General features: G+C 41.3%; 21 protein-coding genes and 1 tRNA gene. 5 read left to right on the top strand and 17 right to left on the bottom strand.

From position 1 onward, the window contains the following. Positions 1-35 precede the first annotated feature (35 nt). The 5 genes from pfkA to HMPREF9999_RS07230 all read right to left on the bottom strand — a co-directional run bounded on the left by pfkA (position 36) and on the right by HMPREF9999_RS07230 (position 3,656). On the bottom strand, positions 36-980 hold the full coding sequence (gene pfkA / locus HMPREF9999_RS07250) for a 6-phosphofructokinase (RefSeq protein WP_044063259.1): 945 nt from the start codon (positions 978-980) through the stop codon (positions 36-38). Between the two features lie 34 nt (positions 981-1,014). Next, a tRNA-Gly gene (locus tag HMPREF9999_RS07245) sits at positions 1,015-1,087 on the bottom strand. 189 nt (positions 1,088-1,276) lie between these two features. Continuing rightward, positions 1,277-1,927: an HAD family hydrolase gene (locus tag HMPREF9999_RS07240; RefSeq protein ID WP_009752052.1), complete on the bottom strand. Its 651-nt coding sequence runs from the start codon at positions 1,925-1,927 to the stop codon at positions 1,277-1,279. A 104-nt stretch (positions 1,928-2,031) separates the two neighbouring features. Further along, positions 2,032-2,886, bottom strand: coding sequence for an SDR family oxidoreductase (locus HMPREF9999_RS07235; RefSeq protein WP_009752051.1), 855 nt, complete (start codon positions 2,884-2,886; stop codon positions 2,032-2,034). A gap of 32 nt (positions 2,887-2,918) precedes the next feature. Then, positions 2,919-3,656 carry a peptidylprolyl isomerase gene (locus HMPREF9999_RS07230; RefSeq protein ID WP_009752050.1) on the bottom strand — a complete coding sequence of 246 codons (738 nt, stop codon included), beginning with the start codon at positions 3,654-3,656 and terminating at the stop codon, positions 2,919-2,921. Positions 3,657-4,536: 880 nt separating this feature from the next. On the opposite strand from HMPREF9999_RS07230, the gene HMPREF9999_RS07225 reads away from it, so the two are divergent. Then, positions 4,537-5,076 carry a M48 family metallopeptidase gene (locus HMPREF9999_RS07225; protein ID WP_009752048.1) on the top strand — a complete coding sequence of 180 codons (540 nt, stop codon included), beginning with the start codon at positions 4,537-4,539 and terminating at the stop codon, positions 5,074-5,076. 48 nt (positions 5,077-5,124) lie between these two features. Further along, a complete protein-coding gene (locus HMPREF9999_RS07220) occupies positions 5,125-5,463 on the top strand; it encodes a translation initiation factor (protein WP_009752047.1) in 339 nt (112 codons plus the stop codon). Between the two features lie 34 nt (positions 5,464-5,497). On the opposite strand, the gene HMPREF9999_RS07215 is transcribed toward HMPREF9999_RS07220, so the two are convergent. Next, positions 5,498-6,298, bottom strand: a complete 801-nt coding sequence (locus HMPREF9999_RS07215; protein WP_044063257.1) for a DNA/RNA non-specific endonuclease — start codon at positions 6,296-6,298, stop codon at positions 5,498-5,500. Positions 6,299-6,490: 192 nt separating this feature from the next. On the opposite strand from HMPREF9999_RS07215, the gene HMPREF9999_RS07210 reads away from it, so the two are divergent. Further along, a complete protein-coding gene (locus tag HMPREF9999_RS07210) occupies positions 6,491-7,495 on the top strand; it encodes a YitT family protein (protein WP_009752045.1) in 1,005 nt (334 codons plus the stop codon). A gap of 165 nt (positions 7,496-7,660) precedes the next feature. Here the strand turns inward: HMPREF9999_RS07210 and HMPREF9999_RS07205 are convergent, their stop codons facing one another. The 7 genes from HMPREF9999_RS07205 to HMPREF9999_RS07175 all read right to left on the bottom strand — a co-directional run bounded on the left by HMPREF9999_RS07205 (position 7,661) and on the right by HMPREF9999_RS07175 (position 17,424). After that, positions 7,661-8,269, bottom strand: a complete 609-nt coding sequence (locus HMPREF9999_RS07205) for a formate/nitrite transporter family protein (RefSeq protein WP_009752043.1) — start codon at positions 8,267-8,269, stop codon at positions 7,661-7,663. 305 nt (positions 8,270-8,574) lie between these two features. Continuing rightward, complete coding sequence (gene gdhA / locus HMPREF9999_RS07200) at positions 8,575-9,912, bottom strand: NADP-specific glutamate dehydrogenase (protein ID WP_009752042.1); 1,338 nt, start codon at positions 9,910-9,912, stop codon at positions 8,575-8,577. Positions 9,913-9,976: 64 nt separating this feature from the next. After that, positions 9,977-11,254 carry a serine--tRNA ligase gene (serS, locus tag HMPREF9999_RS07195; RefSeq protein WP_009752041.1) on the bottom strand — a complete coding sequence of 426 codons (1,278 nt, stop codon included), beginning with the start codon at positions 11,252-11,254 and terminating at the stop codon, positions 9,977-9,979. Positions 11,255-11,642: 388 nt separating this feature from the next. Continuing rightward, positions 11,643-12,581 carry a thioredoxin-disulfide reductase gene (gene trxB, locus HMPREF9999_RS07190; RefSeq protein ID WP_009752040.1) on the bottom strand — a complete coding sequence of 313 codons (939 nt, stop codon included), beginning with the start codon at positions 12,579-12,581 and terminating at the stop codon, positions 11,643-11,645. Positions 12,582-12,684: 103 nt separating this feature from the next. Next, positions 12,685-13,284, bottom strand: coding sequence for a LolA-like putative outer membrane lipoprotein chaperone (locus HMPREF9999_RS07185; protein ID WP_009752039.1), 600 nt, complete (start codon positions 13,282-13,284; stop codon positions 12,685-12,687). 35 nt (positions 13,285-13,319) lie between these two features. After that, positions 13,320-15,941: an FtsK/SpoIIIE family DNA translocase gene (locus tag HMPREF9999_RS07180; RefSeq protein ID WP_009752038.1), complete on the bottom strand. Its 2,622-nt coding sequence runs from the start codon at positions 15,939-15,941 to the stop codon at positions 13,320-13,322. A 172-nt stretch (positions 15,942-16,113) separates the two neighbouring features. Continuing rightward, positions 16,114-17,424 carry a M64 family metallopeptidase gene (locus HMPREF9999_RS07175; protein ID WP_009752037.1) on the bottom strand — a complete coding sequence of 437 codons (1,311 nt, stop codon included), beginning with the start codon at positions 17,422-17,424 and terminating at the stop codon, positions 16,114-16,116. A gap of 119 nt (positions 17,425-17,543) precedes the next feature. On the opposite strand from HMPREF9999_RS07175, the gene HMPREF9999_RS07170 reads away from it, so the two are divergent. Both HMPREF9999_RS07170 and HMPREF9999_RS07165 read left to right on the top strand, forming a co-directional pair. Continuing rightward, the gene (locus HMPREF9999_RS07170) at positions 17,544-18,479 is read left to right on the top strand and encodes a hypothetical protein (protein WP_009752036.1); all 936 of its coding nucleotides are present in this window, start codon (positions 17,544-17,546) and stop codon (positions 18,477-18,479) included. Positions 18,480-18,516: 37 nt separating this feature from the next. Further along, complete coding sequence (locus tag HMPREF9999_RS07165) at positions 18,517-19,434, top strand: ribonuclease Z (protein ID WP_009752035.1); 918 nt, start codon at positions 18,517-18,519, stop codon at positions 19,432-19,434. A gap of 244 nt (positions 19,435-19,678) precedes the next feature. On the opposite strand, the gene HMPREF9999_RS07160 is transcribed toward HMPREF9999_RS07165, so the two are convergent. From HMPREF9999_RS07160 to HMPREF9999_RS07145, 4 genes are all read right to left on the bottom strand, one after another. Continuing rightward, complete coding sequence (locus tag HMPREF9999_RS07160; protein WP_009752034.1) at positions 19,679-19,939, bottom strand: DUF5053 domain-containing protein; 261 nt, start codon at positions 19,937-19,939, stop codon at positions 19,679-19,681. A gap of 53 nt (positions 19,940-19,992) precedes the next feature. Next, entirely contained in the window at positions 19,993-20,190 is a 198-nt protein-coding gene (locus HMPREF9999_RS07155; RefSeq protein ID WP_009752033.1) for a hypothetical protein, read from the bottom strand. Between the two features lie 50 nt (positions 20,191-20,240). Continuing rightward, entirely contained in the window at positions 20,241-21,398 is a 1,158-nt protein-coding gene (locus HMPREF9999_RS07150) for a phage tail tape measure protein (protein ID WP_009752032.1), read from the bottom strand. Positions 21,399-21,473: 75 nt separating this feature from the next. Next, positions 21,474-21,803: hypothetical protein (locus tag HMPREF9999_RS07145; protein ID WP_009752031.1), on the bottom strand; the 330-nt coding region annotated here is incomplete at its 5' end.

Below are 21,803 nucleotides of genomic sequence, written 5' to 3'. Positions count from 1 at the left end.
TATTAAATGCTCAGTTCGTTGAGAACTTTAATTAGTTAAGGATCAATGTTTTTGCGCTTTTGTACCGCTTCGATGAAGGGGACATAAACAATTTCGTGGTTGCGTATACCTACCATAACATTGCGTTGACCTTGCACAAGGGCATTGATAGCGCCGACACCTACGCGTGAAGCTAAAACGCGGTCACGAGCAGAGGGTCTTCCCCCACGTTGCAAGTGTCCTAATATAGACACACGAACATCAAATTCGGGGTATTCTTTATTTACACGATCTGCATAATAAAGTGCACCGCATTTGGGGCTTTCACTAACAATGACGATACAGCTCTTTTTAGATTTACGGATACCACGTTCCATAAATTCAATGAGCTGGTCAGCTCCAGTGCTGTCTTCGGGAATAATTGCAGCTTCAGCACCAGCTGCAATAGCAGAGTTTTGTGCTAAGAACCCTGCATCACGGCCCATTACCTCGATAAAGAAGATACGTTCATGGGAGTTGGCTGTATCACGAATCTTGTCTACGCAATCCATAATGGTGTTGAGCGTAGTGTCGTATCCTATGGTGTTGTCGGTGCCATATAAATCATTGTCTATGGTTCCAGGCAAACCAATACATGGGAAGTCGTATTCTTCAGCTAAAAGCATTGCGCCAGTCAGTGAACCATTACCTCCAATCACTATAAGCGCATCGATACCTTCTTTAATGAGAGTGTCATAAGCTCTTTTACGACCTTCAGGAGTGCGAAACTCTGCAGCACGCGCAGTACGAAGGATAGTACCACCAGTTTGAATGATACCTGATACATCTTCGGTGGTAAAGGTTTTGACTTCACCTTTCATCAAACCTTCATAGCCACGATAGATGGCTTTCACTTTGAAACCATTGCATATCGCACTTCTAGTGATTGCGCGAATGGCAGCATTCATACCTGGAGCATCACCTCCAGAGGTCAACACACCGATGCATCTTATTTTAGCCATATATATAGGGTATATTGTAAACGGTTTTAATTTGAGCGGCAGACGAGGCTCGAACTCGCGACCCTGGGCTTGGGAAGCCCATGCTCTACCAACTGAGCTACTACCGCATTCTTTATGCTCTTTCAAATGCGAATTTACTCTTTTCTATGAGAATGAAAAAATCTATCCAAAGTTTTTTCTATCTTTCTCGGTAAAAAAGTATATCTTTTGTGTCGTAATGGACATATTATGCAGTTGATGCTCATTCCCCAACCGAACTGTGAAATTTTGACGGAGTTTTCCTTTAATGAAAAAGTTTAATTTTCTGAAATCACCGCCATTAGTTCATGGGACGAGTTTACATAATAGTCAGCATGAAGATCTTCTAAGTCTAATCTATCGCGAAACCCCCAGGTCACTAGTGCGCATCTTATGCCCGCTGAATGAGCTGTTTCATAATCTACTTCACTGTCTCCTACGTAAAGAGTTGTTGCAGGATTAGCATCAAGAGCTTTTATAGCCAACAATACGCTATCGGGAGCTGGCTTCCTACGAATTTGGGGCTTCTCACCTATTGCTATGCCAATGTAGTCTGAAAAGAATTTCTTGTTGAGTTGTTGGACTGCTGTATCGACTTTATTGCTAATAATAGCCATTTTGACTGACTTTTGTTGCAATGCTTTCAGTAGAGAAATGATTCCTGGATAAGGCGCAGTAGATTCCAAGCCGTGTTGTAAATAATAGGATTTGAAGCTTTGAAAGACATCTTCTAGTAATTCACTAGGTGTGTTTTCTGGCACAGACTTTTCAATTAGGTTGTGTATGCCGTTTCCTAGAAAGCTTCTAACTTCTAACTCTGTCCTTTGTGGTAAATGGTGCGAATTAAGTGCATAGTTTACACTATTAGACAAGTCTGTCAATGTGTTTAATAGCGTACCATCAAGATCAAATAGAACTGTTTTAATCATAAAGGATAGAGAAGATGAAAGTGCTGTTATGTATTTCTTGTTGAGTTCTGAAATACATGATAAACAGTGCTCAAATAGCTAAGAAATGCTTTTAAGTAGGACGATTAAACACTATGGAGTAGGGCTGTACGTAGTCCAGAGATACTATTCGGGAATGTTAAGCCGAAACGTTCTAGTTTGGCAAGAGAAAAACTCAAATTTCGTTGAGGAGAATCTGTTGCTTGCACCAACTCATGTGGGTTCATTTCTATGAACCCAGTGGTCATGAGAAACTGTGCTGCTGCTCTGTAAGTATCAAAGGTCGACACTTCATTCGTAGTTCCAAAATTATAGACACCACCTGGTAGCCCTATTGTACCTTCTATTCTGCGAACAACTTCCCAAACATGAGTGACTCCACGTGTTTCTTGCGTTGATAGGTGTAGAGGTCGCTGCTCTTTGGCTGCGTTTATTAGGCGTAGGAGAATGCTTTCATTTTGGCGAAGAGGAGAAGCAGGTATATCATACATCCAGGTTAAGCGAAGCGCAACAGCATTGGGGAGGAGAGCGAGCATGGCTGTCTCTGCTGCGAGTTTATGTTGTCCATATACTCCGGCAGGCTCTTGAACATCTGTTTCTATGTGGGCTTCTTCACTTTGTAATCCCCCATATACCTGGTCTGAACTAGCAAAAATCATTTTAGCACCCACAGCTGCTGCAGCACGGGCCACATTCATGGTGCCTTCAACATTGACGATTTTGCTGTCTTCAGGGTGCTGCTGACAATAGGCAGGGTCGGACAGTGCTGCTAAATGAATAATTGCTTTAGGTAGATGCTCCATAACAACGGAGAACACAGAGTCTATGTCTGTAATGTCTAGTTCTTTACTGCTTAGTGCAACAACTTGGTGAGACATTCCTAAGAATCGTGCTACCCGGCATCCTACGAAACCATTGGCACCTGTGATAAGAATCTTCATTGCTAGTAAACTACTTGTTTGGAAATATGGAGTTAATCCTCCACTATTACTTGAATTTTGATGTCTTCTACAGGACGGTCTGCGATGCCTGTGGTACGATTTTGCAGCTGTTCAACAACATTTAAGCCTTCTATTACTTCTCCAAAGACTGTGTACTGCCCATCAAGGAAGGGCGTGCCACCTATTTCTTCATATACTTGGCATACTTCTTTTGAGAATAGAGGAGATTTTGCTTTGGTTTCTTGTTTAGCTTGTTGTAACAATTTCTCTTGTAGCATAGTTAGTCCTTCGTGATCACGATTACGTCGCAACGTAATTATTTCATCGCGATGGATAGATGCTAAATCATTGAAAGCCTGCTTTTCTAATTGTTGAAGTATCTGTTTTTCCAGTTGTTTTAGTTTTGGTTCATTATAGGTTTGCCCCCAAACGATATAAAACTGACTACCGCTTGATTCACGATTGGGATTCACTTCATCGCCCATACGAGCTGCTGCTAGAGCACCACGTTTGTGATAGAGACCAGCCACAATTTCTGCTGGCAATGTATATCCCGGTCCACCCGTACCAAGCCTCTGTTCTGAAGATGCTCCTTTACTTTCTGGATCTCCTCCTTGAATCATAAAGTTTTCAATGACACGATGGAAGAGAGTGTCATTGAAAAAGCCATCTCGTGCCAACTTTAGGAAATTGTCGCGATGTATAGGCGTTTCATCATAAAGGCGTACTTTGATATCTCCTAAAGGAGTCGTAATAATTATATTTGCCATACCAAGAGGGTCTAGTTAGTACTGCAAATATAAGCATTTACCTCTAATCAACCAAGAAAGTGTTAAACCAAAGCCTTTTCAAAGATTTTATCAGCATAGCATGTAGTGTCCATCAGAAGCTTTTTGAGCCTGTAAATAAGCGTTTGACTCCCATAGAATCTTTTATGCTTAAGTTGGATTTTCAAAGCTGTCTAGTGATTTTCGGTGGTAAAGATTTAAGCACAACTTCGCAGAATGTATTTTATGAGGGTGTTTTTAATGACTGAAATTTCTATGTTGTAATAATAGATATGTGCGTTGGTAAAGAAATTATTCTTTATTTCTAGCATGCGATGAGGAATGGAGCTGATTAAGGCTTTTTTATATAGAGTAGCTATACTCAAAGGGAAAATTGTTGTAAAATGTTGCCGAGTTACGAAAAACAAAGACAAATCTCGATCTCTAACTAGAAATAGATTTTCAATAAATGATGGATTGTATTTGTTGAGTCTATGACTTTGTAAAGTAATTTTTATCGCGGACTGGCGACTTTCACAAGGCGAGCAGGTTTTTGTTCTTTGAATCTGCCTTTATTCTCCCAATTTCAATCTCAAAAGTCGGAAGATATAAGTGAAAACTTCCGAGAAAAATTCCATTATGTCGTGGATGTCTAAGTTAATCTAGGTTTGTCTACAGGGATTTCGTATTAAACGAAAAGATTTCTAATGCCTAGTTGATTATATAATCAAAGAGAAATAGGGACGGACAATAAGAATGCAAAGAATTTGTTTATTGATGATTTTGTAGTTTATAAAATTTTGCAGTTGTGCTAAAGGTAGCGTTGGTGGTGTCGGAGAGATGTTGTATCTTTGATATCCTAAAACAACAAGCCTAATCCAATATGCGATTTTATATAACTCCAGAGTTTTCTATAACAACAGATTTGTTGCAACTACATATTCAATTGCAAACGCAGAAGGAGGTTGCACAGGTGAAGGGTATTTTGGGGGATGTAACCTTATTGTTGCCAGGTAGCTTTGATTTTGAACAAGAAACGAAACAAGAGTGGTTGAATAAAGTAATAGTGGAGATACTAAGAAATCAATGTAAGTACCTCATTTCTCCAATTGTTCAAGAGCGATCTAGTAGCGCTGGAGTTGAGTTAAAACGTGTCACCTACAAAGATGTGAACAGTAGATGGGGATCTTGTTCTTCGTTAGGCAATGTAAATTTCAATGTATGGTTGCTACTTGCTCCTAGAGAGTTAGTCGATTATGTAGTTTGTCACGAACTGGCACACTTAAAAGAAATGAACCATAGTTCAAATTTTTGGTTAGAAGTAGATAGAATCATGTGTTCAAAAGCTGGTTCAAGCAAAGTGCTAGATAAGAGGATGAACAAGTTTGCAAAAACACTCAGAGCATTAGGTAGATATAGATAAGGATATTGTAAGAATAAGGGAAGTATAATAAATTGAGATCTTAAAGATATGAAAGATAATGACTGGAAAAAACATTTAGGAATCGTCTTTAGCACGTCGCCTGACTATGATTATCAAACCAATTTAAAGGAAGAGGTAGAAACTCTTGGATTAGAGTCCCAAAGACTACGTGTGCGTATAGAAAAAAATGGTCGCGGTGGGAAAACGGTGACCATTGTAAGTGGCTTTATAGGTACACTAGAAGACCTTCAAAGCCTTGGGAAATCATTAAAAAACAAATGTGGAGTGGGGGGCAGTGTAAAAGATGGCGAAATCTTAATTCAAGGTGACTTTAAACTTCGTATAGTTGATTTACTACGTGTAATGGGGTACACACAAACGAAGTAGTTCCAAGTTAAGTGGATGAGTCATGGTATCTATTTTAATGCCATTCACTTAAGGAATACTTTGCTTCAATGCGATTTTCTAAAGAGTTATTTAGTTGAGGGAAAAAATCAATGCCAGTTATTTGTTCTATCTCATCTACACTTTTTGCTGCATCCGCCATATTTTGTTTGTTTCTACGATTGGTATAATAGAAGCCAATCGCTTTTTCTTTCCCAGGTTTAAGGGATAAAACCACTTTGAAAAAGGCGTTAGGGACACGAATTTTCTTATACTTGCCTACATAAAGTGCTTTTCTACTTGCATTATAAATAGGGCCACATACGATGTATACTTTATCTTCGCGCTTAGCCCACCGACGACAAGCCCTCTCGAGTTTCTCCCAAGCACCAGAGTTTAGACTGTGTAGCTGCGGACAAATGTTGCTCATAAAGAACGACTCTGATTGTGCAATTGAATTCCATTTCATATCTGCTGATGGACACATGTGGCCCCTGTCGTAACCACTGTGATTATAATCTTCAGAAGTTACTTGATAAAAACGGGGAATTGAGGGATCTGCTCTAAAATCGTTAGAGCGTCGCGCTGTTCCTGCAGTTTCATGAGCTGTAAGTTCCCATGCTACCCAGTTGGGGCAAAGTGTTTCATTATTATAGGATAGACGGTAGCCTGTGTGAATGACTATTTGTTCTGGTCGGTTGAGTAATTTAGCAGGTTGTTCTATTGGACTATTTCCATTATTAGTATGCAATGTTGGTTTTGTTTGAGTTGCAGGTAAAGATGTAGAAGAAGCTATAAGACTAAAGACGAGGATGGCGAAAAGAGATAAATGTTTCATGCTAATACTGTAGGCTTTGTGAATTGCAAAGGTATATGTTATTATGTTTTAATCAAATATCTCGGCTGTAAATTTTGTGATTTGCTACAAATCTAGTACATTTGCGCGCAATTAAAGGGAGACTTATCATTATTGCAAAGTTCCTCCGTATGCTTTGGCTTTCATATTCCATCTTTTCAAATCTCAAGAATTATGTCGTTTTCTCTTCGTGCGCTTTGGACAGAAGCAGCCCAACCTGAGACACTACGAGCTGTTCCGTTTATTCTAATAGGGTGTTTAATTACTGCAGTGGGATTGGTCTACTTCATTAATCCGTATGGAATTGTTCCTGGAGGCGTTTTTGGTATCAGTATCGTGATGCACGCTATCTTTCCCGCAGTGCCAATTGGAACTATAGCTCTTTGCATTCAGATTCCTTTACTTCTTATCTCACTTTTGGTTTTAGGAGGAAAGTTAGGACTGCGCACGTTGGTTGCCGCAGTAAGTTTACCTATATTGGTAAATATATTGACTAAATGGAGTTATCCGCCTGAGGCGTTAAAGACTCTTGATCCGACAAAGCTATTGGGAGGCCATCTAGATTTAACTAATGATCTTATCATTAGTAGTCTGATTGGTGGTGTCCTTGTCGGCATAGGAACTGGACTGGTTATTAAGCAAAGTGCCTCGAGTGGAGGTAGTGATATTATTGCTATGATTATCCATAAGTTTACTCGTATTCGTTTCTCGTATGCGCTAATGACAGTGGATGGTCTTATTGTATTGTCTGGCTTATTGGTTATAGGTATGGGCTTTGGCTTGAACATTGGTAGCGTCGAGTCTAAATCATGGATGCTGTCGTTTTATTCCCTTATAACTATGTTCGCGATTACACGATCCATTGCTACTGTGGTCAGTGGTACTCAAGATACAAAATTGGTGCATATTATTTGCGATACTCAGGATAGAGAAGAATTGCGTGAATGGATTTTACATACTCTTGATCGAACTGCTACGTGGACACCTTCTAAGGGACTTTACAGTGGAGGTAACAAAGACATTCTACTTCTGGTGGTTCGTCAAAAAGAACTCCCAGCTATCACCGAAGGAATAAAGCTTCGGGCGCCTAATTGTTTTGTCATCGTTACAGATGCTTATGATACATACGGCTTCCGTTGGAAGGAACTTCCAGATGCTGGCACGATGCGCCTTGAATAGTGATTCTCAATTAAAAATAGCTCGGAGCTATTAAGCGTAATAATATAAAAAAGATTCCTCCATTTGCTGCTTCACAAGTGGAGGAATCTTTTTTTTGCTGAGTGTCGGTAGTAAGTTCTGAGTAGTCTGAAGTTACCCCTTTGTCACTAATATTTGCTGTTTGTATCAATATAAATCGTCTTGCTTAGGAAATAGGCGAGGTAGGTTGCAACCAACAAAGTTACCTAGAACAATAGCAGGATAGTAGAGACTAATTTCTTGCCAATGCTTTCCCCAGAAATCCAAAGAACAGCTAGTTAGATAGAAAGCATCTGCCATGCAGTGAGGGAATCCGCATTTAATGAAGATAGGCACACCAAAGAGTAGTGGTAGAAATTTGCCACGATATGCGAATGTAACAGATACCGTCATGATGATACCACACCCTATCGCTAGCAGTCCACTATTCAAAGCGCCATTAGCAAGTCGCTCTCCGATTACAATCTCTGCTGTAGGGGATAGAGGGTGAGCTGCGGCTCGAGAGAGTAGGGCAACAAGTCCACATCCTATGATGTTACAAAAAAGAATTAGGGCTAGTTGAGGAAACTCATTGCGATGGATAAAGCCAGCTACGCTTGTAAATAGCTTCAGCCGATAGCTCACAATAGTGAGAAGGCCAAAGGAAAAAAGAACTGCACCAGCTAAATCGTGGAGAGTGAGATAGACATAGCCTGCTAGGCCGATAGCAACACCGGCAGCAATGGCAAGGCGAATAAGATCAAATGTTTTGGGCATCACTTGTAATAGTATGTTGTATATGAAAGATTATGTGCTGCCTATGTTCTAAAGTCTGCAAAATTACAATTTTTCTTTGATTAATAGTCGTTGTGGTGATAGAAAATACAGCAAAACGTATAGAAAGTGTTGTATCATTTCCACAAAATTGCGGATGATAGTGTTGATTTCACTACCATCCGCAAAGAATATTGTAGAATTAATTGCTGTGACTGTTGAACTATCAACCAATAATGTTTGTAAGCAGCTAATGGACTATGTGTTATTGGTATAATGACAGAGAAACAGTAATGGCAATTCTCAAATTATACGACACCTTGTGCCATCATTGCTTTTGCAACTTTCATAAAGCCTGCAACATTAGCACCTTTGACGTAGTTGACATAACCATTTTCATCGGTGCCATACTTGACGCATTGTTGGTGAATACCGTGCATAATTTGGTGCAAACGAGCATCAACATCTGCTTCACTCCAGGAGAGGTGCATAGCGTTTTGGCTCATTTCCAGACCAGATGTTGCTACACCACCGGCATTAACAGCTTTACCAGGAGCAAACAGCATCTTCTTCTCAATGAAGAGGTCGATAGCTTCTGGAGTGCATCCCATATTAGAGATTTCACCTACACAGAGCACGCCATTGTCTACAAGGTGTTGTGCATCTTCACCGTTAAGCTCGTTTTGAGTCGCACAAGGTAGAGCGATGTCTACTTTGACTTCCCATGGACGCTTACCAGGAATAAACTTAGCCGTAGGGAACTCTTCTGCATAGGGTTCTACGATATCGTTTCCTGATGAACGAAGTTCGAGCATATAGTCGATTTTTTCTCCACTAATTCCTTCAGGATCATAAATATATCCGTCAGGTCCGCTGATAGTTACAACTTTTGCGCCTAGTTGTGTTGCTTTTGTAGCGGCACCCCAAGCTACATTACCGAAACCTGAGATTGCCACGGTTTTACCTTTAAGTTCATGGCCAGCGCGCTGGAGCATTTCATTTACAAAATATAGACCACCAAAACCTGTTGCTTCCGGACGAATAAGGCTACCACCAAATTCTAAGCTCTTACCAGTGAGAACTCCAGAAAAATCACGCGTAAGCTTTTTATATTGTCCAAATAGATAACCGATCTCACGACCTCCAACTCCTATGTCTCCAGCAGGAACATCGACTTCTGGGCCAATATAACGATAAAGCTCGTTCATAAATGACTGGCAGAAGCGCATGATTTCAGCATCGCTCTTGCCTCGTGGTGAAAAGTCTGATCCTCCTTTACCTCCTCCCATGGGAAGAGTGGTGAGCGCATTTTTGAAGGTTTGCTCGAATCCAAGAAATTTTAGGATGCTGAGATTGACCGATGCATGGAATCGTAATCCACCTTTATAAGGTCCAATGGCAGAGTTGAATTGTACACGATATCCAATGTTGACTTGCACCTTTCCACGATCGTCCACCCACGGCACACGAAAAGTGATGATACGTTCGGGCTCTACCAAGCGTTCTAGCAGAGAAGCGCGTTCCCATTCAGGGTGCTGATCGTAGATATCACCAATACTAAGTAGTACTTCGCGAACAGCTTGCAGGTATTCTTGCTCTCCAGGGTGGCGTGCTTCGAGCTGTTGCATAAATAGGTCAATGTTCATGGCTTTAAGTATTTAGAGTCTTGCCGATACATGGCGTGTGTCGCCACTCCTCGGGCTTATTGGGTTATCGAATCATATCGCAGCCCATGTAAGGTTGCAAAGCCTTTGGGATGCGGATACCTTCTTTCGTCTGAAAATTCTCGAGTAATGCAGCTACTATACGAGGTAAAGCAAGTGCAGAACCATTGAGTGTATGACACAATTCAATTTTCTTGTCTTCTGTGCGACGATAACGACACTTTAAACGATTAGCTTGGTAGCTATCAAAGTTTGATACAGAAGAAACTTCGAGCCATCTACCTTGCGCTTCTGAGTAGACTTCAAAGTCGTAGCAGAGTGCTGCTGTAAAACTCATATCACCACCACATAGACGAAGAATGCGATAGGGGAGTTCTAGTTTTTGTAAAAGATTCTCTACGTGTGCTAGCATCTCTTCATGGCTCTGTTGAGAATGTTCAGGACGATCAATCCGAACAATTTCTATCTTAGAGAACTCATGTAGGCGGTTTAGACCACGAACGTCTTTTCCATAACTTCCTGCCTCTCGACGAAAGCACTGAGTATACGCACAATTCTTGATAGGGAGATCACGCTCCTCTATTATAACGTCACGATAGATATTAGTGACGGGTACCTCTGCTGTTGGAATCAGATATAAGTCGTCAAGTGTGCAATGATACATCTGTCCTTCCTTATCTGGCAATTGTCCTGTACCATAGCCGGAGGCGGCATTGACTACAGTGGGTGGCATAATCTCAGCATAGCCTGCTTCACGTGCCTCATCTAAAAAGAAGTTGATGAGCGCGCGTTGAAGACGAGCACCTAGTCCTTTGTAAACAGGAAAACCTGCCCCAGTAATCTTGACACCTAGGTCAAAGTCTATTAGGTCGTACTTCTTTGCCAGCTCCCAGTGAGGAAGTGGGTTCTCAGGAAGCTCTGTGCTATTCCCCCCTGTTTTTACAACTTCGTTGTCTTCGGCGGTTTTTCCATCAGGAACAATTCCATAAGGAAGGTTGGGAATAGTGTATAGTAGGTTGGTACGTTCTTCTTCAGCCTCTTTCTTGACTTCTTCAAGTTCTGCGCTTTTTTTCTTTAGTTCGGCAACACGAGTTTTAGCTGTTTCAGCTTCTTCTATGTTGCCAGCTTTCATTAAGGCACCGATACTCTTAGCAAGGGTCTTTTGTTCTGCTAGAGCAGCATCAAGTTCGCTTTGCGCAGACTTGCGTTTGATGTCAGTTGCTAAAACTGCTTCAATGGCTTCGCGAGCATTAGAGAAATTCTTCTTTTCTAAGCCACGGATAACGGCTTCTTTATCGTCAGTGATTTGTTTAATCGTCAGCATATTTGCGAAAGAGGGGTTTGTTTATATGGCAAATTTACAAACTATTTTTGGAACTATGCATAGCTGTAGAAGAAACTTTTGTACTAATCCATGATTTGATATGAGTTTATAAGTGGATTTTTGAACTAATTGATAGTGCATGTGGAAGAATGAGAATTGAAAAGTATCGAATATGCTTTTAGGATAAGCTTGTACTAGATTTCTATTCTAGAGTCCATGAAAATTCTCGTTTGAATATGTTTACCAAGAAATCACTTACCGTCTAATGCTAAAAAGTATGTGATGCTTTGAATAACACGCTATAGTATCATAAAAGAAAATACCCTTGTACAAACATCCGACATGAGATGTTGTACAAGGGTGCTTTCAATATATGGGTAATGATAGATTATAGAGAGTTCTCATCTAAGAATTGTTTAACTTCTATGGCTGCTTTACATCCCATAGCCGCAGCCGTGATAGCTTGACGATAGAGAGGGTCAGCAACATCTCCTGCTGCGAATACTCCTTCCACGTTTGTGCGAGGTGTTTGTCCTTCTGTTTTAAGATAACCTACCTCATCCATTTCTAATTGTCCCTTGAAAAGCTCGGTATTGGGATTGTGTCCAATAGCCAAGAAAAATCCATCGATAGGAAGGTCATACGTGCGTTCATCAGCTTCACCTTTTCGGTATACAAGGTGCGCTCCTTCAACACCATCTTCACCGTAAAGTCCAATGGTGTTGGTTTCAAAGAGGACTTCGATTTTTTCATTAGCAAAGACGCGATCTTGCATGGCTTTAGAAGCTCGTAAGAAAGGCTTGCGCACAATAAGATAAACTTTAGATGCTAAACCTGCAAGGTAAGTCGCTTCCTCACAAGCTGTATCACCACCACCTACAACTGCTACCACTTTCTTACGATAGAAGAATCCATCGCAAGTCGCACAAGCTGATACTCCCAAACCTCTATACTTTTCTTCGTCGGGGAGTCCGAGGTATTTGGCACTTGCTCCTGTGGCTATAATTAAAGTTTGTGTTTGCACTTGGCTTTCATCATCAAAAGTCAAAGTAAAGGGACGTTTCGATAAATCAGCTTTTACACAATATTTATTACGAATCTCTGTGCCAAACCGCAGAGCCTGATTACGTAAATCAGCCATTAGTTGATTACCATCAACACCTTCTGGGTAACCAGGAAAGTTGTCTACTTCTGTAGTCTGAGTTAATTGTCCACCAGGTTGTAGTCCTTCATAAATTACAGGGCTAAGTCCTGAGCGTCCAGCATAGATAGCAGCAGTATAACCAGCAGGTCCACTGCCGAGGATGAGAGTTTGTAATTGTTCCATTGAAATTAAGTTTTTGAGAAAATAGAAATAATCTATAAAGGGTTATTTAGAAGATGATTTTGTATGCTATTGTTATTACAATTATTTCAAGATAAATATATCCTTATCGTAAGTCAATGACTTCTACTTTGGGGAAGTCCTTAACGTTGAAGCGAAAGAAACTGTCGTTTTTTGGGGTAATGTTTTGCAACGATGTGATACTTATTGTACTCCAGTTTGAGCTATTTGTGCGGAGACGTACACTGTGTGGGGTATATGTTCCCTTATTAATGATAATATATGCTTCCTTGATGGCGGCTCGGTTTTTATTACTCGTAAGATGGATCTCATAGGTAGTTCCTTTATCCGTTAGAGCTGTATTATATCCTTGCTTGTACAAATAGATAAAATTAATGGGATTGATGCCTGCAATTTCGGCTGCTGAAGGATTGGTAACATTTACCTCTCCAGAACCTTGAGCCAGTGACCATTCAGTTTTTCCATCAAACCATATCCGTGCTTGTGGAGATGTGAGTACAAATTTCTTACCTTGCACTGTGATATTTCCGTTGCTGTTACCCATAGCACCTCGAGCGGTGAAGTGAACAGTCACACAGCCTCGACTAAGTTGAGTTGCAGTTTTATCTAAAACGGATTTTGCTGTTTGCGCTACAGCACTGATCGCAGTAAGTGCGCTGATGAGAAGGACAGAACGTAAATTCATAATTAAGGGGAGTATTACTTATTATTACATATTAGTTAGTCATAACGTTTACCTGTTGCTTTGAGCTGATCGAGAATTTGTTGTAATTCTATTTCTGATTGTACATAGACTTCTCGAGGCTTTGACCCATTAACTGGACCGACAATCCCTGCCTCTTCAAGCTGATCCATAAGGCGACCTGCACGATTAAAGCCTATGCTGAATGTGCGTTGAATCTTGGAAGTCGAACCTTGCTGCGTGCTAACAACAAAATGTGCAACCTGTTCAAAAGTACTTCCTTCCCCTCCACTGTATGATTCAGTTCCTCCATCAGAGTTTTCTTCTACAAGTGGTAGTTCATAAGGATAAGGATATCCTTGCTGTTTTGCTATGAAGTCAGTAAGAGCTTCAATTTCAGGTGTGTCTATGAATGCGCATTGTAAACGCGTGATATCGCTGCCAGTGAGGAAAAGCATATCACCTCGTCCTATGAGATTATTAGCTCCTGTACGATCAAGAATAGTTTGGCTTTCAATGCGACCAGAAACACGGAATGCCATACGAGCGGGAAAGTTTGCTTTAATCTTACCAGTGATAATGGTAGCACGAGGACTCTGAGTTGCGATTACCATGTGAATACCAACAGCACGTGCTAATTGGGCAATTCTAGCAATGGGTAGTTCAATGTCTTTACCCGCTGTCATGATGAGATCACCAAATTCATCAATGATTACAACAATGTAAGGTAGAAAACGATGGCCATTGTTGGGATTTAGGCGGCGAGAAAGAAACTTATCATTATATTCTTTGATATTCTTACAACGCGCGGTTTTAAGCAATTCGTAGCGGTCGTCCATTTCTTTTGTGAGACTCATCAAAGTCTGAACTACCTTCTTTACATCTGTAATGACAGGTTCATCGCTATCAGGTACTTGAGCAAGAAAATGCTTTATAATGGGGTTGTACATCGAAAACTCAACCTTCTTAGGGTCGATCATGACTAGCTTGAGCTCCGCAGGATGTTTTTTGTAGAGTAAAGAAGATATGATAGCATTTAAACCTACAGATTTACCTTGACCTGTAGCTCCAGCTACGAGAAGGTGAGGCATCTTGGCCAAGTCGACCATGAAAATCTCGTTAGTAATGGTTTTCCCTAAAGCTACAGGAAGGGCATAATTGCTTTCTTGAAACTTCTTACTTTTTAGGATGCTCTCCATCGATACGATTTGTGCTTTCTTGTTAGGGACTTCAATGCCGATGGTTCCCTTTCCTGGAATTGGAGCAATAATGCGAATGCCTATTGCTGCCAGGGTAAGAGCAATATCTTCCTCTAGGTTCTTGATTTTCGCTATACGAACTCCAGGAGCAGGAGTGATTTCGTAGAGGGTAACTGTTGGGCCTACTGTTGCCGAAATCTGAGTAATCTTTACCCCGAAAGTACCAAGAACTTGTATAATCCGATTCTTATTTGCATGTTGTTCCTCCATATCAATGTCTACGTTACCTGCATCATGTTTCTCGAGAAGAGAAAGTGGAGGAAATTTATATCGGCTTAACTCCGCTCGTGGGTCTATTGGTGGAAGATTCTGTACATCTGTAGCAGTAAGAGCGTTACTACTTTCTTCTTCCTGAGTCGCATTTACTGATAGCTTAATCTCATTCTGCTGTTGAGTAGATCTAAGAGGAGCAACATCTGAAGTAGTTATGATGTCTTCATCTACTAAATCTATAGTTTGCTCTAATCTGCTATCATCTGTGTTATCATCTAAAGCAACATTTGTGCCATGTATCATCGTATCATCTGATTCACTATTATTAGGCATTTCGATGCCTAATGGCTCATCGAACGCATGTGACATTTCGATTCGAGTTTCATCTTCTGTGACGTCATTTGCGTATTGAATGTTTTCGGTAAATGCATCTTCTTCGTCCTCTTCATGATTTTCATCGATACCAACAATTCTTTCTTCTGTGTTATCGCTAGCCTCTTCGCTGGATTGAGGTAGAATCCACTGAGTTAATTTTTGAATGCCTTTGAAAATAGCTATAAATACTTGGGTAAACCAATAACCTATATATGAAATTGTTAGAAGTAACAACACTGCACCAGTGGCAATTACGCCTATGTTGTCGCTTAACCATCGCAAAACCACTTTTCCATGCATACCTCCTAGCTCAAATGACATAAGATTCTTGATGGATTCTGGTAAAATATTGTCCTGTACGAAATTAGCATCAATACTACCTACTACCATAATTATAGAAAGATGGAGGTAAAATACCCACAGGCGTATTGGACAAGCTTGTCGCATAAAGAGTTTGAGTGCTAACGCTAACAGAAAAATTGGCAACAAAACGCTGAAAACTCCGAATAGTTGCCCCATAATATAGTGGGCAGCATAAGCTCCAAGACGTCCAGCGTAGTTAGCAGGTCGCGCAAGGTTACTAGCCATCACTCCAGCTTGGTCAATTCCACCTGTGAAAATATTGGAAATAATGGCCAACAGTAAAAATAGACTGACAATGACTAGTAGCATGCCAACTGTGAACCGAATGTAGTCACTATGAGTACTAATTCCAGACATCTCTTTAAGCTCCCTTTTCAGTGCTTTCTGTTTGTTCGAGGATCCTTGTTTGCTTTGTGGAACTCTATGTTTATTCTTTGTTGTGCTTGCCATTGAATGCGATGTAATCTGTGATAGTGGCTTAAAATATAAACGATGTTAGAGAATAGCTCTTTTACTTGCTTAGCTAAATGAGAGATTGTCAGACAGCCTCACATAGTTTTCGTAAGCATCAAGAGAACGTTAGTTTGCTAAACTACAAGATCTATCTTTAAAATGGAGAATCTTAATGCTGTGCAGAAAGATGAAAGTTTATCAAGCGGCTCAGAGATCGCTCGCATACAGCGCAAAACGTAGGTACCTCATTTGTACGCATTCTACAGTTGCGAAAAGCACGATATACTCCTTTGGACATATAACCTCCTCCTTCGTAAACTCCTATCTTTTGTGTATCACTATCTTTTGTGTCACTGAGAGGCGTAGGTACTGCTCTTTTCTTGGGAAGCATGTCTTTCCATTTCAGAGAAAAATTTGCAAGAGTTGTAATGTTCTGTTCCCAGGGTTCTACCTCTGGATGATAATAATTTGAATATTGGTCATCATAAAAATACTCATCTGCTAATCCTCCAAAAGAATGTCCAAATTCATGTACGGTCACAGGGAGGAAATGCTCGTTGTGAGCCGCTGATAGGGTATAACTATTGTAGATACCACCTCCACCATAGTTTGAGGTGTTGGCTAGGATGAGGATATGCTCATAGGGTAGGCCTGCAAGTGCATTGTGGAGAGCCTTAAGCTTTAGTGTCGTTAGATAGCGCTTGCTGTAGAAAGTGTCAAAGTGCGAACTTAAAGCTGTCTGTTTCCACTCGTGGCGGTGGGGAATACTAATACCACTTTCTGCACTTGGAAGAGCTACAGCAATAAAGTTGAAATCGTTTTTGTGATCGCTAAATGGTTTGTACTTCAAAATCTCATCAGCTGCACGCTGTGCATCAGCAAAGAAAAGAGATTGTTCATTAACCGTATACCCCTCTGCGACAATAGCCACGTCAATGCTTCTTTGCGGATCTCCTCCTTGATGTACATACTTGTATGAAGTAGAAGATAGAGTTGTAAGAGGGCGAATAAGAATATCATTGATATTTACATGGTGCTCAAATCGATAGATTTCTTTACGATATGTATCAAATAGAATAACCTGAATATCAACATCATGTCGTGGTAAAGGGAGCTGAAAAACATTTTCAAAAGACTTACGAACTTTTGTTGCTTCTTCACTGGTTTGCCATTCTTGGAACAAAGTACTAAAAGAGTGTTTGTAGATTGTATTCCCACTCTCGCTGTCTTTCATGATAATCTGACCGTTTCCTGCAAGTGGAAGTTCCTGTAAATTTACCCGACGACCAGCCCATCCATTACCTATATGGATTTCATCTAACGATATTTCTTGTGAATTATGTGTTCCCGTAAAAATGTAGTCAATACGTAGAGTGGAGTCCTGGAAGGTTTCTGAAAAGCTTAGTGTTTTATCTAATGGAGGTTGAGCATTCAACGCTAGGATGGGGAATATAAGGAGAAACAAAAGTAATTTGCGCATAGAGACACTGTGTTTTGAGGATAAACTCCTGCGAATTTACTGATTTCCGAGGAATTGTAAGGACCTTTTCTAGGATATTTTGTACTTTTGCTGCGGTATTCAGATTGAATTTACAACTTATGATTAGAGTTTTAGCAGATAGTGGTTCAACAAAGACCGATTGGATCATCAAGAATGTCTTAACTGGGGAGCAACTTCGTTGGCAAACACGCGGAATAAACCCGAGCTTGATGGATGATACACAAATTATTGAGATTTTAGTAAGTGAGGTTCGCACTAGAGTATCAAAGTTTATTGGCCTTTCTCAAGATGTATCTACGATGAAATCGTTTTCTTTAGATGAGTCAACTTCTTTTTCTTCGATTTCATCAGAGAAGCCTCTTGTGAGCAAACTAAGTTTCTATGGATCAGGTTGTCGCCCAGAGCAGTGTGTACGAATGCAGCACTTATTAATGACGTCGGTTCCAGCTCAAAATGTATACGTTGCTTCTGATTTGCTTGGTGCTGCTCGGGCTTTATGTGGTTCAACAGAAGGAATCGTTTGTATTCTCGGAACGGGATCTGCTAGTGCTCACTATGATGGTGAATCTTTTGTGCAATCAACACCTAGTTTAGGGTTCATATTAGGTGATGAAGGGAGTGGGACATCTTTAGGAAAACATCTGCTTTCTAATGTCTTGAAAAAACAACTTCCAGAACATGTATGTGGTTTATTTTTAAGAGAATATTCGATATCAATTTCAGAAGTAATTCAAAGAGTATACCGTGAGCCAAACCCTAACAGATTCATGTCTCAATTTACGCATTTCTTATCGAAGTATATTTCAGAGCCTAGCATTGAAGCTATGATAGTAGATGAATTTGCGCAGTTCTTCCTTCGCAATATTGTTGGTTATCAGCGCCCTGACTTAGAAGTACATTTTGTAGGTAGTGTTGCAGCGGTCTTTTCCCAACAATTACATCAAGCTGCTAACAAATTCGGACTAAGAATAGGGCAAATATCCAAAGCTCCTTTGGACCAGGAAGGTGTATTTGAAACCATGTTTGCTTATTAGTAATTAATAGCTTATCATCATCTAGATATAGTTTAGTATGGAAAAATTTGACATTCATATCTTGGGGTGTGGAAGTGCTCTTCCCACTCAGAAGCATTTTCCTACATCGCAAGTAGTAGATTTGCGCGATAAGCTTTTTATGATTGATTGTGCCGAGGGGAGTCAGTTGTTATTGCGTAAGCAAAAACTTAAGTTCTCCCGACTAAATCATATTTTCATATCCCATTTACATGGTGACCATTGCTTCGGACTCATAGGTTTGTTGAGTACCTTTGATCTGTTAGGACGGACTTCTAAACTACATCTTTATAGTCCTGGTGATGATTTAGAGAGATTGCTAAGGCCGCAAATAGAGTACTTCTGTCGAGGTATGGGCTATGAAGTTATCTTTCATTCTGTCCCTTACAAAGAGGTTACGATAGTTTATGAGGATCGAACACTTACAATTGAAACAATTCCGCTAAAACATAGGATTCCATGCTGTGGGTATCTATTTCGTGAAAAAGCATCTTTGCCCCATATTCGTAAAGACATGATCGATTTCTTGAAGATCCCTTTGTATGCTATAAACACGATAAAAGAAGGAGGTGGATGGGTTGATGAAGAAGGTAAAATGTGGGAACATGAGAAGCTCGTTCTGCCATCCTATACGCCGCGAAGTTATGCCTATTGTTCTGATACCCTATATAGGCCTTCACTGACTGAGCAACTAAGCAGTGTTGATTTGTTGTATCATGAAGCGACATTTACGGAAGCTGCAGCCAAAAGAGCCAAAGAAACATATCATAGCACTGCAAAGCAAGCGGCATCTATAGCTAAGGCAGCCAAGGTTGGGCGTTTGGTCATAGGACATTTTTCTGCGCGTTATGATGATGAACAAGTATTCTTGAAAGAGGCTCAAGAGTTGTTCCCTAACACAACTCTTGCTAAGGACGGGCTTAAAATCTCCATTTAGTGTAGGTAAAACAACCGCAAATATATACATCAGTTTCGATCGCAACAAGATAGACTAAGCAAATCGTTCCGTCATAGATTTCGTATTCTATGACAAGCGACCCCCAAAGTTAGTCAATCTCTTCACAACAACAACCCCCTCGCAGTCCATTAGACCACGAGGGGATTTTTTTGCGCGCATCGACCAAGGCGCGCGGTGTACAAATAAAATGATGTCACGGTCGAAATCTTGGACGATTTAGCTATCAGATACGATCAGCTGCACGACGAAGACGATTAGCGATGTCTATCAAAGCATTGCGGAGAGTTTCAGCTTCTTCAGGAGTAAACCCGTCCGGTTTCCCATTCCCATCGTGTCCATTAAGTTTGTGATAAAACCATGAAGAGCCACGTTGAAAATAAGTATTGGCTATCTCCCGCCAGCTGATAAAATCTTCTACATCATCAAAGCGTGTGCGCATATCTTGTATGCGTTGATCTTTGGGTACAAAAGTGTTAGTTGTCATTGTGATGAGGGATAGAGGTTGCTCGCCCCTTTCAGAGGGCAAGCAGGAGGTTATTACTGCTGAACAATGAGGTTATCAAAGAGCTCTTGCGCATAGCGGAGGAGAGACTTTGCGCCATTCGGGTAAGCCGCTTTGTAGTGGCGGATGGCTTTGATAAGCTCAGCTTCTTCGGTAGTAAGACTCCGAGTTGTCTCGGTTCGTTGTGTGACATATTGAGATTGTTTTATTTGTATGTTGCAAAGGTAGTACATATTTGTGTACTAGGCAAATCTTCCCATGTTCTTTTGTATGAATGTTTGTATTATCTTCTGTTCTTCAGCCCAGCGATTTTGGCCATCTTAGCAGGATGGCGAAACAACGCACCGATCACATTTTGCAACGCCGTCGCACCTTTTTCCACACCCACCATCGACTGATCCAGCACACTCGCAAAGCCCAAGATGTTAGTCTGTGAGATTTTTGCCGAGTTGGCCATACCCGACAACCGCGCCGTAAATTCCAGCAGATAAGGCTCAGATGCCGAGCTGCTCTGCGCCAAATCATTGATAGTCGATGCCGTCGCAAGCATCCCCTCTTTCAGGCCCACGCTAGGATCTTTGGCAAAGAGTTGCGTAATCTTACCGATATTTTTAACCGCATCATCACCCAGATCCTCACCCAGAGCCACCGTAATCTGATTAGCGGCATCTACAAAGTCCAGCACCTCCGCCTTGCTCTGGATGCCCAGTCGCCCAGCATCCGCAGCCAGATCATTAAGCTGAGCCCGAGAAGTACGAGTGTCCAAGCCCTTAAAACTCTCATTCAGATCATCCACAGCATCCGCCGACAGTCCAGTATATTTAACCACCCCGCTCATGTGCTCCTGCATCTCCGCAAACTCATCCACATACTCACGCATCTTAGACATCGCACCAGACACAGCACCGCTCAGAGTCTCCAGCGCAGTGTGCGCCACCGTCACCGCGCCGACCCACCTTTCGCCCATCTGTCTAAATTGCCCTATAGCTCCCTCCTTTTTCTCAAAAGCCTTTTGTTCATCATTCATTCTTTTGAGCTCTGTCTTCGCCGCACGGATAGCATGCATATAGGCATCCCACTCCTCGCTCCCTCGCTCCACCGTCCCAGAGTTCAGAGTCTTGTTGATGTCCTTGATCGTGTCGCGCAGTTGTTTCGGAGTTGCCTTGTCCAGACGATGCAGCACCGTCTCCAAGGCTTCCATCCGGTTCACATTCTCTTTCAGCTGCACCTCCTTAGCTTTCAGCTCCTTGTTGATGGCTTTCAGTTCAGCCACAGCTTGCTTTTTATCCTCCTCCGAGGCAAAGACACTAGCGATCGTCCGTTGAGCCTTCGCTTTTTTTTCCTCAAGCGATGCCACATGCTTCCGCAATTCATCCAGTTGTTTCATCGCCTGTGAGCCATTCACCTGCAGCTCGATGATCTTAATTTCTTTCTCCGTCATAACAAAAAAATCGTATCTATGGTTTTGACACCAAAGATACGACTTTAGGGGAGTATAGAAAATGACAACTTTACGCTATGAGTTTGCAAAAGCAGCCCATGCAGCAGCAGTGCGGTGGGCACTTGCTTGTCGTTCCCTTCGATAGATGGATTCATCCCTCTCAGCGCACCACTTTTCATAAGCCTCTTTCTCTTTCCGCTTGGCTTCTCGAAGCGCAAGCGTCCGTTGGAAGCGAGCATAGATGCCAGGATGATGCTTTTCAGCACGACGATAAGCCAAATCTTGATGAGCTACTCTGAAGAATTGAACGACAAGCAGCACCACCCAGAAAGTCGCCCACAAGGCAAAGAAGCCGAGAACCAGACCAAGAACCAACATCAAAAGAATAAAAGTAGCCATAATCCA

It is taken from the genome of Alloprevotella sp. oral taxon 473 str. F0040, assembly GCF_000318095.2.
Lineage (GTDB): Bacteria > Bacteroidota > Bacteroidia > Bacteroidales > Bacteroidaceae > Alloprevotella.
This window is presented reverse-complemented; position numbering and strand designations above follow the sequence as displayed.

Excerpts from the sequence above, each read along its gene's own strand:
- pfkA (WP_044063259.1), bottom strand. The coding sequence starts at position 980 with ATGGCTAAAATAAGATGCATCGGTGTGTTGACCTCTGGAGGTGATGCT.
- HMPREF9999_RS07240 (WP_009752052.1), bottom strand. The coding sequence starts at position 1,927 with ATGATTAAAACAGTTCTATTTGATCTTGATGGTACGCTATTAAACACA.
- HMPREF9999_RS07235 (WP_009752051.1), bottom strand. The coding sequence starts at position 2,886 with ATGAAGATTCTTATCACAGGTGCCAATGGTTTCGTAGGATGCCGGGTA.
- HMPREF9999_RS07230 (WP_009752050.1), bottom strand. The coding sequence starts at position 3,656 with ATGGCAAATATAATTATTACGACTCCTTTAGGAGATATCAAAGTACGC.
- HMPREF9999_RS07225 (WP_009752048.1), top strand. The coding sequence starts at position 4,537 with ATGCGATTTTATATAACTCCAGAGTTTTCTATAACAACAGATTTGTTG.
- HMPREF9999_RS07220 (WP_009752047.1), top strand. The coding sequence starts at position 5,125 with ATGAAAGATAATGACTGGAAAAAACATTTAGGAATCGTCTTTAGCACG.
- HMPREF9999_RS07215 (WP_044063257.1), bottom strand. The coding sequence starts at position 6,298 with ATGAAACATTTATCTCTTTTCGCCATCCTCGTCTTTAGTCTTATAGCT.
- HMPREF9999_RS07210 (WP_009752045.1), top strand. The coding sequence starts at position 6,491 with ATGTCGTTTTCTCTTCGTGCGCTTTGGACAGAAGCAGCCCAACCTGAG.
- HMPREF9999_RS07205 (WP_009752043.1), bottom strand. The coding sequence starts at position 8,269 with ATGCCCAAAACATTTGATCTTATTCGCCTTGCCATTGCTGCCGGTGTT.
- gdhA (WP_009752042.1), bottom strand. The coding sequence starts at position 9,912 with ATGAACATTGACCTATTTATGCAACAGCTCGAAGCACGCCACCCTGGA.
- serS (WP_009752041.1), bottom strand. The coding sequence starts at position 11,254 with ATGCTGACGATTAAACAAATCACTGACGATAAAGAAGCCGTTATCCGT.
- trxB (WP_009752040.1), bottom strand. The coding sequence starts at position 12,581 with ATGGAACAATTACAAACTCTCATCCTCGGCAGTGGACCTGCTGGTTAT.
- HMPREF9999_RS07185 (WP_009752039.1), bottom strand. The coding sequence starts at position 13,284 with ATGAATTTACGTTCTGTCCTTCTCATCAGCGCACTTACTGCGATCAGT.
- HMPREF9999_RS07180 (WP_009752038.1), bottom strand. The coding sequence starts at position 15,941 with ATGGCAAGCACAACAAAGAATAAACATAGAGTTCCACAAAGCAAACAA.
- HMPREF9999_RS07175 (WP_009752037.1), bottom strand. The coding sequence starts at position 17,424 with ATGCGCAAATTACTTTTGTTTCTCCTTATATTCCCCATCCTAGCGTTG.
- HMPREF9999_RS07170 (WP_009752036.1), top strand. The coding sequence starts at position 17,544 with ATGATTAGAGTTTTAGCAGATAGTGGTTCAACAAAGACCGATTGGATC.
- HMPREF9999_RS07165 (WP_009752035.1), top strand. The coding sequence starts at position 18,517 with ATGGAAAAATTTGACATTCATATCTTGGGGTGTGGAAGTGCTCTTCCC.
- HMPREF9999_RS07160 (WP_009752034.1), bottom strand. The coding sequence starts at position 19,939 with ATGACAACTAACACTTTTGTACCCAAAGATCAACGCATACAAGATATG.
- HMPREF9999_RS07155 (WP_009752033.1), bottom strand. The coding sequence starts at position 20,190 with ATGTACTACCTTTGCAACATACAAATAAAACAATCTCAATATGTCACA.
- HMPREF9999_RS07150 (WP_009752032.1), bottom strand. The coding sequence starts at position 21,398 with ATGACGGAGAAAGAAATTAAGATCATCGAGCTGCAGGTGAATGGCTCA.